We start from the raw sequence: 14916 nt of genomic DNA, 5'->3' as shown, positions 1-14916 counted from the left end.
AAAATTTGCAATTCGCGGTATTATCGAGCGGATCAGCGGGCAACTGCAGCCTGCTGATGACTGACCAGCACAAGATTTTGATGGACGCCGGCCTTTCAGGCAAGAAGACCAAGGAGCTTTTAGCCAAGGTAGGCGTGGCGATCGAGGACCTGGACATTGTCTTTTTAAGCCATGACCACGGCGACCACAGCGGGGGGATGGGGGTCCTTATGCGCCGCTATCCCCAGCTGAATGCCTTCAGCAACACGGGCACCTGGAAGTACTTGGAGGAGACCGGGAAGATCGGCTGCCTGCCGAAAGACCAGATCAATGTGATTGAGCCGGGCCAGACCAAGTGCTATGGGGACTTGGAAGTGACGGCTTTTGCCACTAGCCATGACGCGGCCCAGCCCCAGTACTACGTTTTTTCCAGCGGGGGCAAGCGCCTGGCCTGCTTGACGGACACGGGCTACGTGTCTGAAGAAGTCGAATATGAGATTCAAGACGCGGATGCTTATTTGCTCGAGTTCAACTATGACGACCTGATGCTGAGAAGCGGCCCCTATCCCTGGAGCCTGCAGCAGCGGGTCCGGTCAGACCACGGCCACCTGTCAAACGAGCAGGCGGCTGAGACTCTGGCCAGGGTTATCAGTTCTAAAACCAAGCATGTTTTCATGGCCCACCGCAGCCAGCAGAACAATTTAAACTATTTGGCCCGGGACGTGGCGGAAGAGGTTTTGGCGGCCAGAGACGCCGACGTGGCCAGTGACCTGGAATTGCACGATACCGAGCCGATGACGCCGAGTTATTTAATTAATTTATAATACAGAGGATTTAAAGCTTTTAATTAATACGTTTTGTTCATATATACTTCAAAAAGCTAGGATATGATAATGGCAACGATAAGGAGTGATAACCATGTCTGAAGAACAAGATAAGCAAAGAAACACGCGCAAGAAGGAAAACAACCGTTTGCTAACTAAAGCGGCCATCATTGGGGTCGTTGCCGGTCTTTTGGGCGGGGGGATTGCCTACGGCGGCTTGTCAGCAGCCAATTTGAACAGCAATGCTTCATCATCCACGGCCAGCTCAAGCAGTAGCAACACTGGTGAAACCGGGTCAGTGACGACTTCATCCAGCGGCACGACTAAGGTCAACAAGTCCAGGACTACCAGCGGGACGATGACTTCCGCCTACAAGAAGGTGAAGAACTCGGTTATTTCAGTTTTGAACTACAAGTACACTTCCAGTTCATCATCAAGCTCTGACATCTACAGTATATTTGGTTACGGTGACTCGGACAGTTCAGACTCATCCAGCTCCAAGAAGTCTTTGACTTTGTACTCTGAGGGTTCCGGGGTCATCTACACGACGGCAAACGGTAAGGGCTACATCGTCACTAACAACCACGTTATTTCTGGGGCAGCCAAGGTGAAGGTTATGCTGGATTCCGGGAAGACGATTGCCGCTAAGGTTGTCGGCAAGGACTCAACCAGTGACCTGGCAGTTTTGTCAATCGACTCCAAGTACGTGACTCAGACTGCTTCATTTGGTGACTCCAGCAGCCTGCAGTCCGCGCAGACGGTGATTGCCATCGGTTCACCAGAAGGGTATGAATACGCGTCTACGGTAACGCAAGGGATCATTTCCTCACCAAGCCGGACGATCACTTACAACTCCAACCAGATGACGGTCATCCAGACTGACGCGGCCATCAACTCCGGTAACTCCGGCGGGCCCCTGGTCAACTCTGACGGTCAGGTTATCGGGATCAACTCCATGAAGCTGTCCAGCTCCAGCAGTGGCGACTCCGTCGAAGGGATGGGCTTCGCGATCCCGTCAAACGAAGTTGTGACGATCGTCAACCAATTGGTCAAGAATGGGAAGATCACCCGGCCGCAACTGGGCATCAAGGTAGCAGCAATTGATGAACTGAACAGCTACTACAAGAAGCAGCTGGGCATTTCAACTAGTCTGAAGAAGGGCCTGTACGTGGCCGGCGTAACTTCAGGCAGCGCGGCAGCCAGTGCCGGGATCAAGAAGGGCGACGTGATTACGGCGGCTGACGGTAAGACGGTCAACGACGTAGCCACCCTGCACAGCATCCTGTACAGCCACAGTGTTGGTGATAAGGTCAAGATTACGGTCAACCGGAATGGCAAGACCATGACCTTCACGGTAACCCTGCAGGCAAGCAACTAATTTAAGAACAAATAATCCAGTGGATCAGCAGATCTGCTGGATTATTTTTTTTTTTTTTTTTTTCAAAACAAAAACAGGGTGAAAGGAAGGTAAAGTTCGTATATATTTCTTGTCAAGGGAAGTTTTTAAGGAGACTTTATCCCCAATCCTGTGGAAAAGACTGTGAATTGTGCAAAAAACAGAGTAAAAATCGCTAAAAAAACTGTGGATAAGCTGTGGATTGTGTGTAAGTTCCACAGGTAAAAGGCTTGTTAAAACATCTGTTCAAGGCGGCAGGCCGGGCCTTTTTGGTGATTGTTTGTGAAAAGGTCCAGTCCACAGGTGGTTTGTGGAATGGTTACACGGGATTTTAGAAATTTTTTTGCAAAAAGCTAGACCTAGATAGAATTCGGCTTTAGTCCACTAGATCTAGAAAAGGCCTTTCCACAGCTGTGGAAAAAGGCGGTTGATAAACTGTTAATTGTGGGGATAGAAGTAAAAATGGTAAAATAGGGGCATTATGAATATCAAAATTGTTTGCGTTGGAAAATTAAAAGAGAAGTATTTTAAGGACGGGATCGCGGAGTACCAGAAGCGGCTGAGCCGCTTTGCCAAGGTGGAGATCGTGCAGGTGCCGGATGAGAAGGCGCCGGAAAGCCTCAGCCCGGCCCAGATGGAAGAGGTCAAGAAGCGGGAAGGCGAGCGGATCTTGAGCAAGATCAAGGACAAGGAATATGTTTACGTTCTGGCCATTAAGGGCAAAGAGCGGGCTAGTGAAGAGTTCGCCAAGGAACTGAAGGACCTGGGGACCTACGGGCATTCCGACATTACTTTCGTGATCGGGGGAAGCCTGGGGACCAGTGACGCGGTCAACAAGCGGGCCAACGACCTCTTCAGTTTCGGCAAGCTGACCATGCCCCACCAATTGATGCGGCTGGTTTTGATTGAGCAGATCTACCGGGCCTTTATGATCAACTCCGGCAGTCCTTACCACAAGTAGAATAGAAAGTATAAGCCTCTCCTGGGAAATCAGCAGGAGGAGCTTATATACGAATCAGTCTAGTGCTAGAATCTAGGGTGAAAGTGTTTAAATAAAGTATTTTAGTCATGAAAGGGATGATTTAAATGACTAAAACAGAGCGTTACATGTGGCTGGCCAATGACTTGCTTTTGACGGCAGCGGCAGTGTCGCTGATCATTAATTTAGTTGGCTAGATGGCTTCCGGTTATGCCTTTAGCGGCAGTCATGGGCAGGCAACAGAACTGCTTTTATGATGCTTTTATTTTGCTCGTTGCCGCGGCTGCTTTGGGAGCCTGGCTGAGCAAGTGGCTGGCTCCTGCAGCGGCTTGAGTAATTGGTGTCTGCCTTTTGCTGGGCCTTGTAATTGACCGGGTGGTAGGCCTGTATTTTGGCTTGACCTGGTATTGGACTTTGGCTGTTGTCGCTTTGGCGGTCAGTCTGGTCAGCTACCGCTGGCGGGGGAAGGCAGTCTTTAACCATTGGCTGGCCGGCATCCTCTTGGCCGTCAGCCTGGTCAGCTGCGTGATGGCCTGGCTTGGGTGAAGAGCAAAAGTTATTAAGCTTAGCAAGAATCACTGCTCAAAAGAAGAACTTGAGCTTGCAATATAAGTAAATAGCCTTTAAAAAATAGGAGCGTGATTATGATGAAAAACTTTGCAACTAAGCCAGCCGTCAAAACCGTCTTTCTGCTGGCCGGCATCTGTTTAGCCTTGTTCATGGCAGTTCAGTGGATCTTTGCCTTAGGCACCCCTGGTCCAGTATCTTGGGCAATTGTCGGCATGATTGCGATCACTCTGCTGACCCTTTTCTTGGGAATCATTCCCCTGACCAAGCTCAGCCCGGCGGTTGGCTACGTAACTGCTGCAGCATTAGCGGTTATCGTCTTAATTTTTGTCTTCAATATTCATGGGTACATCTCAATCGGCATCTGGTACTTGCTTTACGCTGCCCTGGCCTGTGGCCTTTTATGGGCGAAAAAATAGAACAGTAAACAAAAATGGCTTCCAGGATTTTCTCCTAGAAGCCATTTTCTTTATGCTGATTTGATTAAGCGAAGATTTCTTCAACTTCAACTACTACGGCAGTATCAGTTTTCTTGCCAACCTTAGCAGCGTATTCCTTAGCGAAGTCGTCGCCTTCGTGGATAGTCACGCTGCCGAGCACGCGTACGTTAGTGTGGCTTGGCACGTCAGCAACTACAACAGCAACCTTGCTGCCGTTCTTGATGTTTTCCCACAAGTGGGAGAAGGTAACTTCACTCCAGACCAGGTGCTTGTCGTCCAAAGCAGTCAATGATTCCTTAGGACCAACTTGTGGGTTGCCGTCCTTGTCAACGGAAGCAACGAAGGCCAAAGCGTCGTTAAAGAACTTTTGTTGGTCAGCAGTCAAAGTAGTAGCGTCTAATTTCTTCATAATGGTAATTTCCTTTCTTTTTACTGTAGTAATTTCTTCTCTTGATACTTAGTATTATAGGCCTTCTCCAGGCAAAAGAAATTGATTTAGATCAATTTTATAGCTTTTTTAATAAATTTTTTTGCAATTTCTACGGGAGTAAAAAAGCGCCCAGATTCAAAAGAAGAACCGCAATAATAAAGAGCAGCCAATCTTTGTTAGTTAGCGGCACCTCAACGATCACGGACCGCGGAGCGCCTTCCCGGTAGCCGTGGGACTCCATCCCCTGGGCCAGGTTGTCGGCACTGTTTAAAGCTACCAAAATCGCGTTAAAGTAGAGGACCGGGGACCAAAAGGAGAGGTAGACTCCCCGCATCATCCCTGCCACCCGGATCTGCTTGACCGCGGCTTGCATGCGGGGAATGATGTTCAAAGCCGCCAAAGTTCCATAAGCAAACTTGCTCGGCAAGTGCAGGTTCTGCTCCAGCGACCGGGCCATCTCTTCTGCCGTGGTTGAAATGGTCAGGCAGGCCGTGGTGAAGGTATATACGAAGGCCCGGCTGGAGATGTCTAAAGCATACCAGAGGTCGCGGTGGTCACTGAAGATGTAGCCTGAAGAAAAGACGGTAATTGCCGCTAAGCCCGTTGCCAAAAGCATCCCGCTCAGGGCCTTAGGCTTGATCCGCCGGTATAAGAGGTAGGCTAAGGATAAAACAATAACGATGATATTGCTGAAAAGGCTGACCTTAAAAGATAACTCCAGTGAAATAATCAAGGTCAGCAGGAATTTCAAGCTGGGATTCATTTCGCTTTTAGTCATTTTCTCCTCCTAATCCTGGACAAAAGCCAGCTCTCTGCCGGCCAGACGCAGGTGGTAGTCGCACCAAGTGCTGATTCCGTAGAACTGGTGGCTGATCAGCAGGATCGTCTGCCCGCTCTTTTCCTGGCACTTTTGCAAAAGCTGCACGACCTGCTCAATCGACTTCTGGTCCAGGCCGCTCAAAGGCTCATCGATCAAGAGCACTTCCTGGCCCGACAAAAGCATCAAGAGGATCTGCAGCTTCTTTTTCTGCCCGCCCGACAAGGAGTAGACCACCTGGTCCATGTGGTCGGCCAAATCCAGGTCAGCCAGGGCCTGGTCTAAGACTTCCGGAGTGAAGTAGGGGGAAGCGTGCTTTTGGCTCAAAGCCAGCTCCTCTTTGACGGTGATGGCCATGAACTGGTCACTTGCATTTTGAAAAATCTGGGCTACATGCTGGAAGTAGGTCCGCTCCTTGAGCTTGGCCACTTCCTTGCCCTCCCAGGTCAAAGACCCCTGGTAGTCCAGCAACTTGGTCATGGCCTTAAACAGAGAGCTCTTCCCGCTGCCGTTTGGCCCCGTGATCAAGGTCACCTTCCCCTTGGGGATGGCTAATTCCTTTTGCTCAAGCAAAGGCCGGCCTTGCTTGATGGCGAAATTTTTCATGACAAAAGCCGCTGGCTCGTTCTCCGGCAGGGGGAAGTGCAGGCCGATTGGCTCAGTAGCCAGGAGAAGCGCTTGTTCATCCTTAGTCAATAAGTCCACTTGCTCGCCTTTGAAGCGGTAGACCCCGTCCACCTTGCCCTGGTAGTCGTCAAAAAGGTGGTCGGTGATGATGATGGTCTTGCCCTGCTCTTTCAGCTTGGCCAAGCGGCCAATCAAGAAGCGGCGGGCCGCCGGATCCACGCTGGCAAAAGGCTCATCTAATAAGAAAAGATCCACGTCCATGGCGACCAGGACGGCCAAGGCTACCCGCTGCTTTTCCCCGCCGGACATGGTTACGATCTTCTGGTCTAAAAGAGAGTCGATTTCCGCGAATTCGCTGGCCAGCTTCAGACGGTCCGCAAATTCTGTCTTGCTTTTGCCCAGGTTTTCCATGGCAAAAATAATCTCTTCTCTAGGCGTGGCCATGGTAAACTGCTCGCCGGCTTCCTGGAACATCATGGCCTGACTTCGCCCGCCCAAAGAAACCTGCCCGCTGGTCAGCTGGCCCCCGTATTTCGGGTAGAGGCCGGCCATGATCTTCAACAGGGTCGACTTGCCGCAGCCGGTCGGCCCGATCAAGAGGGAAAAAGTCCCCGCCGGCAGGGTTAAGGACAGGTCGCGGATGACCTCCCGGTCCCCGTAGGAAAAAGTTAAGTGGTCAATTGTCAGTTCTGCTTGCAAAATAAAAAGTCACCTCAAAACTGGGGTGACCATAAGCAACATTTTCCCTTGCCAGCATTACCTGGCCAGGTTCCATGGGTATCATCTCAGCCTTCCGGCACCCCGTTGATTCGTCAAATTGATTCTTATTTTAGTATATTGGATTTACTAAGGCCTGTCTAATTCAAACTTTGTCCAAACTGATTGAAAATGCCGATTTATAGCACTTTTCTTAAAATAATCTGGGAAGTAGCTTTAACGAAAAATTTTTTAGTTGTATCCTAGAATTACAGACTTTTAGACTTTAGTGGGAGAGAAAAATGTCAGATCAACGAAGACGAGTAATTACCGTGGCCTTGATGTTGTCAAACGTCATGTCCGGCCTGGACAACACGATCATCAACACCGCCTTGCCGCGGATCATTGCTGATTTGCACGGGATTGAGTATACCGGCTGGCTGGTGGCCATCTTCTTATTGGGGACGGCTGTTTCCACGCCGCTTTGGAGTAAATTAGGCGAGCGGCGGGGGAACAAGCTGGCCTACCAGCTCGCGGCTGCCTGCTTTTTGCTGGGGGCGCTGCTCCAGGGCTGTGCCCAGCAGATGTCCTTTCTCTTGACCTTCCGCCTGTTGGCCGGGATCGGCAACGGGGGGATGGTGTCGCTTCCTTATATCATCTACTCTGACCTTTATCCAAACGCCCACAAGCGCCTAAAGGTGCTGGGGATGGTCTCTGCCTTCTTCACCACGGCCACCATCTTAGGACCGCTCTTTGGGGGCTGGATCGTTGATGCCCTGTCCTGGCGCTGGGTCTTTTATATCAACATCCCGGTGGCCTTGATTTCCATCGTTTTGATCCAGATCTTTTTCCTGGATGAGAAAAAAGACCGGCCAGCTCGCAGGGTCGACTTAGGCGGGGCCATCTGCCTGTCCTTTGGGGTGGTGGCCCTCTTATTGGGGACCCAGCTGGTGGGTTCAGCCAGTCTGGCCACGGCGCTTTTGATCTTCGCGGCGGCCTTGATTTTCATCGGACTTTTGGTCATTATTGAGCGCCGGGCAGAGGACCCGATTATTCCAGGCCGCTTGTTCAAAAATATCCCCTTGGTGGTCGACTTTACTTTGTTCGTTTTGATCTGGGCCGCCATGTCGGCTTACAGCGTCTACGCGCCGATGTGGGCTGAAGGCTTGATGGCCACGACTGCCCTGGTCGGGGGGATGACACAGATTCCCGGAGCCTTTACCGACATGCTGGGCTCCTTGTCCGTGGAAAAAATGCGCCGGCGCTGGTCAGCCTACCAGGTTATGCTGGCCACCTGCTGGCTTTTGGCGGCAGGCTACCTGGCTATGGCCGTGGCTCCGCGCTATTTCCCTTACTGGGGGATCTTGCTGGCCGGGATGCTGCAGGGCTGGGGCCACGGGGTCATGTTCAACCAGCTTCAGGTTAAGGTGCAAGAAGACGCGGAAAGCCAGGACGTGCCGGTTGCTACTTCTTTCTCCTACCTGATCCGGACGCTGGCCATGGCGATTTCTTCCAGCGTCTTCGGGGTCATCTTGAATGAGCACTTGGCTAAAGGGGTCAAGGCTAGCGGAGGCAAGATCACTTTGTCCATGCTCAACCACTTGTCAGACGCCAAGACCCGGGCCAGCCTGCCCAAGCAGGATTTGGTCCAGATGGAGAATATCCTCTACGGGGCTATTCACGCGATTTTCTGGGCGGCCTTTATCCTGGTCTTCCTGTCTCTGCTTTTGGCCATCTGGGCCCGCTGGCGGGAGAAAAAATTGGCCGGCAAGTGGTAAAATCTGGTAAGACCCAGTATAGGATAAAAAGAAGATAAGTTTTTGCTGGAAAGGAGAGAGCTGATGACTGAAATTGCCAAGCTGCAGAAAAAATTGCAGGAAGCGGGGGATGCCACCCTGCCGCTGAGCAAGGGGAAGGGGCAGACCGCGGCCTGTACGTTTGTTTTACTAGGCGACAAGGCTGAAGGCTGGAAGAATGACTCTTTGACTGCCTTGCTGCTTTTAGCGGGGACGGGGCACTTCCGGGCTGGCCAGAAAAAGTGGCAGGTTAAGCCCGGTGACTGGTTCCTCCTGGCAGCTGGCCAGGACTGCAAGGCCAGTCTGAAAGAGGGGCTCCTAGTCCAGCTTGTCTTGCCAGAAGCTTTTTCAGTGAAAGACTTGAAAAAGGATCTCATGCTGGGAGAAGCTGAAGAAGTAGGGACCCACGGCCGGGTGGCGGTTGACGGGCCAGCTGGGGCGGCTTTCCTGGCGGCCTTGAATGAGTACCAGACTAGCGATTCTGTATCTTCAGTCTTGCTCAAAAGCCAGCTGCTAACTGCCCTGGCTCTGGCCTTGCGGGCACTAAATGAAGTGGGCAGCTTGAGTGAGCGGGAGATCCGCCGCTATATTAGTGAAAACTATGTCTCGACCAGCGTGAAGGATGCCGCGGCTTACTACCAGCTCAGTCCCAACTATTTTTCCGACCTGGTCAAAAAGAAGACCGGGCAGAGCTTTATTGAGCTGGTTGACGAGCAGAAGATGGAAGCAGCCGTCCGCCTTTTGGCCCGGCCAGACCTGTCGATCAAGCAGATCATCGGCCTGGTTGGCTACCGGGGCAAGTCCTTCTTTTATGAAAAATTTGGCAAGTACTACGGGATGTCGCCGGCGGCCAAGCGTAAGGAGCTCTTCCGTCAGCAGGGCATCAATTTATGAAAATAGAAAACCGCTGAACTGTAAGTTCAGCGGTTTTTGCATGAAAAAACAGGAATTTTCAAATATGAAAAGTAAGGATGCAGGAACAGTTTGAGCGCTAGAATGTTAAACAATTATTAACGAAATATGAGGAGAAAAGTGATTGAAATCGACCAGCTTTCTTTTGATTATCGGACTTTTAGCAAGGAACCGGGATTAAAGGGAGCAGGAAAGACGACATTGACCAAACTGCTGACAGGGATTATTCAGCCAACCAGTGGCAGCGTGAAAGTAGCGGGACTCATTCCGGGAAGTCATCAAAAGAAGCTGTTGCGGCAAATTGGGGTCATGTTTGGGCAAAAGTCGCAGCTGTCCTGGAACTTACCTGCTGTTGATACTTTGAATATGCTGGCGGCTATTTATCAATTAAAGCCAGACCGTTACCAAGCCAGATTGCGGGAATTGTGTGATTTGCTGGACATTGTCGAGATCGTAAAAACGCCGGTCCGCAAATTATCTTTGGGCCAGCGGATGCGCTGTGAACTTGCCTGCTCCTTGATCCATGAACCAAGCTATCTGTTTCTGGATGAGCCAACCATTGGCTTGGACCTATTGACCCAGGAGAAAATCTACAATTTTTTAAAAACAGAAAACAGGTTGCATCAGACTACGATTATTTTAACTTCGCACAATGTCCGTGATATTGAGGCCTTAGCCCAGCGTTTGCTGATTTTGAGCAAAGGGGAGCTGATTTTTAATGACAGCTTGAACAAATTGCCTCTTCAGATCGATCATGCTGATAGCTATTGCTTGAAGTACTGGATCAATGATCAGGCTGACGTGCGTGAAGAAATCATTCATGATCCTCAGCAGCTTTTTGTGAAGATGGAAAAGTTTCAGCCGGAACAGATCATTTCTTTAAGCAAAAGTGGAATATCAATCGAAGAGGTTATCTTGAAAATATATCAAAGAGAGAAACAATGAAAAGATATCTGCCTGTTTATTATCTTGGCTTAAAAAACAGTTTGATCTACCGGGCTAATATGATTATGAAGCTGGTCCTGCAATTGGCGAGTCTGCTGGTTACGGTTTTAATGTGGAAGTTTATCTTGGCAGAGTCCGGCAACTTTCAGCAAATGGCCTGTTATCTGCTGGCAACCAATTTGATTAGTTTGATTTTTACGACCGGGCCGGTTTTCCAATTCGCGGACATGGTCGAATCTGGGAATCTTTCCCTCTATTTAACCAGGCCATTATCTTTGTACTGGTACCTGTTCAATTACAATTTAGGCCTGCAGACGCCACTATTGCTGCTGTATTTGATCTTGCTTCTGTTTTTGTTAAAAAGCGCTGGACCAGTGTTTTTGCTCTTGATCTACCTGTTTTTGAGCAGTCTGATGTTTTTCAGCTTGATGATGGTCCTAGCTATGCTCAGCTTTTGGTTGATCAATATGTGGCCGCTTAGAAGTGGGATTAACGCAGTTTACCTCTTGCTAGGAGGATTATATTTTCCTTTGAATTTATTAGGCCCGGCTTACCAATATTTGAAGTACAATCCCTTTTCTTTGGTGACGGATTTTCCTGCCCGCTTGTTGACGGGAACAACAGACTGGCGCGATTTTTTCGCAAATTGTCTGGCTGTTTGCTGCTGGCTGTTTCTTAGCGTGCTGCTGGAAAAAACGTTGTTCAAAAAAGGTATTAAAACTTTCGAGGGGGCAGGAGCATGAGAAAGATCAAGGCTATTTGGCGGCAAAGTCTGGCAGAGTTTATGATTTACCGCGGTACTAGCATTATTACTTTTCTTTTGGCAACTGTCTTTCTGTTGATTGAGCTACTTGCGGGGCAAATTTATTTTAGTCAGCGTGAGAACTTGGCTGGCTGGACAGCGAACCGCTACTACGTCATGATCAGTTTCATGAATAGCGCGACCTATCTTTACAATTTGTTTTTCATTTTGGGCCATGAAGGACTAGGTGAAGACATTCTTGAAGGTAACCTCGACTATCTGCTGATTCGGCCAAGTTCGAGTTACTGGCTGGCGGTTGGCAGAAGTTTGGATATTCCAAGTTTTTTCAACTTGCTGCTTTCGCTTGGACTACTGGCTTATTACCTTACTCGTGAAGGGGCTAGTTTTGGCCAGATTATGCTGATCAATTGCATGGTCATCTTACCAGCAGCCTTGATTTTCATTTTGAACCAATTATGCCTAACCTTGCTCTTTTGGTTTGAAGGACTGACGGCTTTGGGAGGGATTGTAGAAGATTTGGTTAGCTTAGCCGGACGGCCGAAACAGATTTTTCCGCGAGTCATTCAACAGTTTTTTACCTGGATCATTCCACTTTTGTTAGTCAGCAATTTGCCGGTGTACTGGCTGCTAGGACGGGGAAAAAGCCTGCTCTTGTATCTGCTTGTTTTTTTGCCCATCCTTTACTGGCTCTCGGTTAAGTTTTGGCAGCGGGGGCTGAGGCGTTATTCATCGGCTAATTGAGAAATGGCTATCTAGAAAGGAGGTGTTGCGATATGGGACGTACTAGAACTGAATTAACGAAAGGCGGACCATTTCTTGTGGAAGGCTTAAATGATGAAGAATTAAACTTCTTCAACGCTTTAATGAGCAGTACGAAAGAATTATCTGACCAATTAAGCAATGTTAAAACAGAAGTAGTTAAGTAGAGTAAAAAAGATCACGGCTAATGGCATCTCTTAGGAAAGCCAATATTGCGTGATCTTGTCAATATGATATATATGCAAAAGAAGTTGACCAGATGATCAGCTATGAGAGGGAGAGGTTTAGACAAGAAGGCAGGAAAATTTATTATCGAGTGGTGAAAGAAGATCCGGGCTTTGTACTCGTTCAGTCGTTAATACCTCATTTTGAACGCTTCAATCTGGTTTTTGAAGGTCAAATTGTAACGCCTAGGCTGAGTGGCAATGGCTATCAGTAAACGCTACCCCAATAATCCAATAGTTCACTTACCAAATTGCTTAAGCCAATTTCAGTTAGAGATTTTAAATAAGCATTGATTTCTCGGTCATCGCCGCTTTCACGGTAAGCCAGCAATTTTTTTAAAAAAACGATTCTGATTTTAAAAGTGGCCATTTGCTGTGGCAAATCAATTGTCAGCAACTGATTCAAAATGTGGCTTGCGACAGAGTTTTGTTTTTGTTGGATCAAGCTTGAAAACAATATTGGTTAGAGCCGTCCAGGCATTCAAATACAGTTCATATTCTACCTGTTCTAAGTGGTTGAGTTGGTGGATGATTTTACTGCTGTATGAAATGAGCAGGTCAGAGTCAATCAAATAAACAGAATTTTCAAGAAAACGCAGGCTTTTGAAATCTAAGTACTCGCTATCAAGCAGTAAATCTTTAAAACTCTTTAGGTCAGCTTCTGTTAAATAGTTTATTTTAGTCAAAGTAAAATAGCTGTTGGTCGCGGCGACGGCCTTTCCTAAAATATCTGGATCTTTTGTTTGATGAAAGCTGCTGATTTGACGTAAAAAGATCTGGTAGAGTTTTTGTTGATCTTTTTGCTGGACAAGCAATTGCAGTTCATCATAGTAGGAGTTGTCTAGATTCCCTTGGACTTCCGTATATGCGAAAAACTCCCTGGGGGTGATATCAAACCGGTCTAAGAGGGCTAAAAACTTTTTGAGCCGAATATCGTCGACATCATTTTCCCAGCGTGACAAGGCGGGGCTTGAAGTAATATCTTTTGCTGCTTCACCTAGCGTCATCTTCTTATAATTCCGCAGTCTTTTAAAATATTGTCCGTACATTTTTCTTTCCTCTAATACACTTTTTTGAAAAAACAGCAATTTAATACGCACATTATAGCAAATAGAAGCCGGGAGATAAATATAACTTAAATTTAGGCAGAGCTAAAAAGCTTCCAGATTTTCATCTGGAAGCTTTTGTGTTGACTTACATTTTTTCCAAGCGCTTGATCCGGTCAGCCGTAGCTGGGTGGGTGTCAAACAAGTGGCTTAAGCTGTGCCGTCTGATCGGGTCCTCAATATACAAGGACGCGCTGGCGCTGCTGGCCGCCTGCATGGGCGGGCTGTTCTCAATCTTGGTCAAGGCGCTGATCAAGCCGTGCGGGTTCCGGGTCAGCTCAACTGAACTGGCGTCGGCCAGGTATTCCCGGTTTCTGGACAGGGCCATCTGGGCCAGGCTGGCCGCCAAAGGCCCCAGGATCAGAACGAAAATAACCCCGATCACGCCGATGATCATCCCAATCGTTCCGCCTTCTCGGTCGTCATCATCGTCCCGGTCAAGGCCAAAGCCGAACCAGACACAGCGCTGAGCAAAGTCGGCGATAAAGCTGATGGCGCTGACTAAAACCAGGGCCACCATGGACAGGCGGATGTCATAGTTGCGGATATGGGAAATCTCGTGGCCCAGGACCCCTTCCAGCTCTTCTCTGTTCATCATGTCCAGCAGGCCCTGGGTAACAGCAATGGCTGACTTGTCCGGCGACAGGCCGGTCGCGAAAGCGTTGGGGCTCTTGTCCGGAATCAAGTAGACTTCGGGCATGGGAATATTGGCCACTAAGGCCATGTCTTCCACGATATGAAAAAGCTGGGGATTGTCCTCTTTATTTAAATGCTGGGCATGGTTCATGCTCATGACGACATTGACCGGATCCTGGAAGACCAGGAAAGAGTAAATCAAGGCAATGACGCCGGCGGTCAATACGCCCGGCAGGGGCTTGCCCCACATCAGCTGGCCCAGGCCCGCGCCCACCAGGGCAAAGATCAAAACGAAAACGACCAGGACTCCGGCCGTCTTCCGCTTGTTTTGGGCAATTTGTTGGTATAGCATGGCGATCCCTTAGCCTTTAAAAGGATACCTTTGGTACCTTGGTTTCTTCTTCAGGGATTTCCAGGTAGTCAACCTTAGTGAAGTGGTGGATGTTAGCCACGATGTTGGATGGGAAGACCAGGAGCATCTTGTTGTAGACAGCCGCGCTGGAGTTGAAGAGCTGCCGTGAGTAGGCAATCTTGTTTTCCGTGTTGGTCAGTTCTTCCTGCAGGTTGGCGAAGTTAGTGTTGGCCTTCAGGTCTGGGTAGCTTTCAGACAGGGCGAAGATGGTCTTCAAGCTGTCAGTGATTTGGTTGGACAGCTGCATGGCCCCTTCGTGGTCGTCAGCTGGCAACTGGGTCAGCTGGTTTCTGAGTTCAACCACCTTGCTCAGGGTTTCCTTTTCGTGCTTGGCATAGCCCTTGACGGTTTCCACCAGGTTAGGGATCAAGTCGTTCCGCCGCTTGAGCTGAACGCTGATCTGACTCCAGGCCTCTTCAGTGTTAACCTTGGCCTTTTGCAGGCCGTTGTAGGCTGAAATGTAAAAAATAACGATTAATACGACTAAAATAGCAATAATCCAGACTGCCATTTTTTGCCTCCCTTTCTAGGCCCCAGAGGGGCGAAATCAACTTTGACCAGATGCTTCCGGCCGTTTTAGTAAATTATATATTAAAAGGCAACTGAGC

General features: G+C 48.9%; 19 protein-coding genes. 13 read left to right on the top strand and 6 right to left on the bottom strand.

Annotation, left to right across the window (positions count from 1 at the left end; translation table 11 throughout):
- Positions 1-5: 5 nt before the first annotated feature.
- The 6 genes from DS743_RS08425 (at position 6) to DS743_RS08400 (ending at position 4164) form a co-directional block, all read left to right on the top strand.
- Positions 6-803, top strand: coding sequence for an MBL fold metallo-hydrolase (locus tag DS743_RS08425; RefSeq protein WP_035184071.1), 798 nt, complete (start codon positions 6-8; stop codon positions 801-803).
- Positions 804-897: 94 nt separating this feature from the next.
- Positions 898-2181, top strand: coding sequence for a S1C family serine protease (locus DS743_RS08420; RefSeq protein ID WP_035160882.1), 1284 nt, complete (start codon positions 898-900; stop codon positions 2179-2181).
- Positions 2182-2680: 499 nt separating this feature from the next.
- A complete protein-coding gene (gene rlmH / locus DS743_RS08415; RefSeq protein WP_003620648.1) occupies positions 2681-3160 on the top strand; it encodes a 23S rRNA (pseudouridine(1915)-N(3))-methyltransferase RlmH in 480 nt (159 codons plus the stop codon).
- 228 nt (positions 3161-3388) lie between these two features.
- Positions 3389-3511 (top strand): hypothetical protein, encoded by a 123-nt coding sequence (locus DS743_RS08410; protein ID WP_257786108.1) that lies wholly within the window; start codon positions 3389-3391, stop codon positions 3509-3511.
- Between the two features lie 18 nt (positions 3512-3529).
- Positions 3530-3724 (top strand): hypothetical protein, encoded by a 195-nt coding sequence (locus tag DS743_RS08405; protein ID WP_231128247.1) that lies wholly within the window; start codon positions 3530-3532, stop codon positions 3722-3724.
- A gap of 98 nt (positions 3725-3822) precedes the next feature.
- Positions 3823-4164, top strand: coding sequence for a hypothetical protein (locus tag DS743_RS08400; protein ID WP_003611927.1), 342 nt, complete (start codon positions 3823-3825; stop codon positions 4162-4164).
- Between the two features lie 64 nt (positions 4165-4228).
- Here DS743_RS08400 and DS743_RS08395 read toward each other — a convergent pair whose 3' ends face one another.
- From DS743_RS08395 to DS743_RS08385, 3 genes are all read right to left on the bottom strand, one after another.
- Entirely contained in the window at positions 4229-4594 is a 366-nt protein-coding gene (locus DS743_RS08395; RefSeq protein ID WP_002877735.1) for a pyridoxamine 5'-phosphate oxidase family protein, read from the bottom strand.
- 130 nt (positions 4595-4724) lie between these two features.
- A complete protein-coding gene (locus DS743_RS08390) occupies positions 4725-5393 on the bottom strand; it encodes an energy-coupling factor transporter transmembrane component T family protein (protein WP_072544262.1) in 669 nt (222 codons plus the stop codon).
- 9 nt (positions 5394-5402) lie between these two features.
- The gene (locus DS743_RS08385) at positions 5403-6758 is read right to left on the bottom strand and encodes an ATP-binding cassette domain-containing protein (RefSeq protein WP_035184069.1); all 1356 of its coding nucleotides are present in this window, start codon (positions 6756-6758) and stop codon (positions 5403-5405) included.
- Positions 6759-7057: 299 nt separating this feature from the next.
- On the opposite strand from DS743_RS08385, the gene DS743_RS08380 reads away from it, so the two are divergent.
- From DS743_RS08380 to DS743_RS08350, 7 genes are all read left to right on the top strand, one after another.
- Positions 7058-8533: an MFS transporter gene (locus DS743_RS08380; RefSeq protein ID WP_035184067.1), complete on the top strand. Its 1476-nt coding sequence runs from the start codon at positions 7058-7060 to the stop codon at positions 8531-8533.
- Positions 8534-8596: 63 nt separating this feature from the next.
- Entirely contained in the window at positions 8597-9445 is an 849-nt protein-coding gene (locus DS743_RS08375; RefSeq protein ID WP_035184066.1) for a helix-turn-helix domain-containing protein, read from the top strand.
- A gap of 138 nt (positions 9446-9583) precedes the next feature.
- Positions 9584-10408 carry an ATP-binding cassette domain-containing protein gene (locus tag DS743_RS08370; RefSeq protein ID WP_035184065.1) on the top strand — a complete coding sequence of 275 codons (825 nt, stop codon included), beginning with the start codon at positions 9584-9586 and terminating at the stop codon, positions 10406-10408.
- Entirely contained in the window at positions 10405-11151 is a 747-nt protein-coding gene (locus DS743_RS08365) for an ABC-2 family transporter protein (protein ID WP_035184064.1), read from the top strand. Before DS743_RS08370 ends, DS743_RS08365 begins: the two co-directional genes overlap by 4 nt.
- Positions 11148-11912 (top strand): ABC-2 family transporter protein, encoded by a 765-nt coding sequence (locus DS743_RS08360; protein ID WP_035184063.1) that lies wholly within the window; start codon positions 11148-11150, stop codon positions 11910-11912. Before DS743_RS08365 ends, DS743_RS08360 begins: the two co-directional genes overlap by 4 nt.
- A 32-nt stretch (positions 11913-11944) precedes the next feature.
- Positions 11945-12097, top strand: coding sequence for a hypothetical protein (locus DS743_RS08355; RefSeq protein ID WP_181406065.1), 153 nt, complete (start codon positions 11945-11947; stop codon positions 12095-12097).
- A gap of 92 nt (positions 12098-12189) precedes the next feature.
- Positions 12190-12369 carry a hypothetical protein gene (locus tag DS743_RS08350; RefSeq protein WP_035184062.1) on the top strand — a complete coding sequence of 60 codons (180 nt, stop codon included), beginning with the start codon at positions 12190-12192 and terminating at the stop codon, positions 12367-12369.
- Between the two features lie 168 nt (positions 12370-12537).
- Here the strand turns inward: DS743_RS08350 and DS743_RS08345 are convergent, their stop codons facing one another.
- The 3 genes from DS743_RS08345 to DS743_RS08335 all read right to left on the bottom strand — a co-directional run bounded on the left by DS743_RS08345 (position 12538) and on the right by DS743_RS08335 (position 14819).
- Entirely contained in the window at positions 12538-13203 is a 666-nt protein-coding gene (locus DS743_RS08345; RefSeq protein ID WP_231128246.1) for a helix-turn-helix domain-containing protein, read from the bottom strand.
- 145 nt (positions 13204-13348) lie between these two features.
- Complete coding sequence (gene htpX / locus DS743_RS08340; RefSeq protein ID WP_003611681.1) at positions 13349-14248, bottom strand: zinc metalloprotease HtpX; 900 nt, start codon at positions 14246-14248, stop codon at positions 13349-13351.
- A 16-nt stretch (positions 14249-14264) separates the two neighbouring features.
- On the bottom strand, positions 14265-14819 hold the full coding sequence (locus tag DS743_RS08335; protein ID WP_003616234.1) for a LemA family protein: 555 nt from the start codon (positions 14817-14819) through the stop codon (positions 14265-14267).
- Positions 14820-14916: the final 97 nt, after the last annotated feature.

It is taken from the genome of Lactobacillus leichmannii (genome assembly GCF_024701915.1).
GTDB lineage: Bacteria > Bacillota > Bacilli > Lactobacillales > Lactobacillaceae > Lactobacillus > Lactobacillus delbrueckii.
The sequence above is the reverse complement of the archived record's forward strand: the minus strand, read 5'-3'. Positions and strand labels throughout refer to the sequence as shown.

Bases quoted from the DNA above. Each gene is read 5' to 3' on its own strand.
- DS743_RS08350 (WP_035184062.1), top strand. From the start codon at position 12,190: ATGATCAGCTATGAGAGGGAGAGGTTTAGACAAGAAGGCAGGAAAATT.
- DS743_RS08375 (WP_035184066.1), top strand. From the start codon at position 8,597: ATGACTGAAATTGCCAAGCTGCAGAAAAAATTGCAGGAAGCGGGGGAT.
- DS743_RS08380 (WP_035184067.1), top strand. From the start codon at position 7,058: ATGTCAGATCAACGAAGACGAGTAATTACCGTGGCCTTGATGTTGTCA.
- DS743_RS08390 (WP_072544262.1), bottom strand. From the start codon at position 5,393: ATGACTAAAAGCGAAATGAATCCCAGCTTGAAATTCCTGCTGACCTTG.
- htpX (WP_003611681.1), bottom strand. From the start codon at position 14,248: ATGCTATACCAACAAATTGCCCAAAACAAGCGGAAGACGGCCGGAGTC.
- DS743_RS08410 (WP_257786108.1), top strand. From the start codon at position 3,389: ATGCCTTTAGCGGCAGTCATGGGCAGGCAACAGAACTGCTTTTATGAT.
- rlmH (WP_003620648.1), top strand. From the start codon at position 2,681: ATGAATATCAAAATTGTTTGCGTTGGAAAATTAAAAGAGAAGTATTTT.
- DS743_RS08420 (WP_035160882.1), top strand. From the start codon at position 898: ATGTCTGAAGAACAAGATAAGCAAAGAAACACGCGCAAGAAGGAAAAC.
- DS743_RS08365 (WP_035184064.1), top strand. From the start codon at position 10,405: ATGAAAAGATATCTGCCTGTTTATTATCTTGGCTTAAAAAACAGTTTG.
- DS743_RS08360 (WP_035184063.1), top strand. From the start codon at position 11,148: ATGAGAAAGATCAAGGCTATTTGGCGGCAAAGTCTGGCAGAGTTTATG.
- DS743_RS08395 (WP_002877735.1), bottom strand. From the start codon at position 4,594: ATGAAGAAATTAGACGCTACTACTTTGACTGCTGACCAACAAAAGTTC.
- DS743_RS08345 (WP_231128246.1), bottom strand. From the start codon at position 13,203: ATGTACGGACAATATTTTAAAAGACTGCGGAATTATAAGAAGATGACG.
- DS743_RS08355 (WP_181406065.1), top strand. From the start codon at position 11,945: ATGGGACGTACTAGAACTGAATTAACGAAAGGCGGACCATTTCTTGTG.
- DS743_RS08400 (WP_003611927.1), top strand. From the start codon at position 3,823: ATGATGAAAAACTTTGCAACTAAGCCAGCCGTCAAAACCGTCTTTCTG.
- DS743_RS08335 (WP_003616234.1), bottom strand. From the start codon at position 14,819: ATGGCAGTCTGGATTATTGCTATTTTAGTCGTATTAATCGTTATTTTT.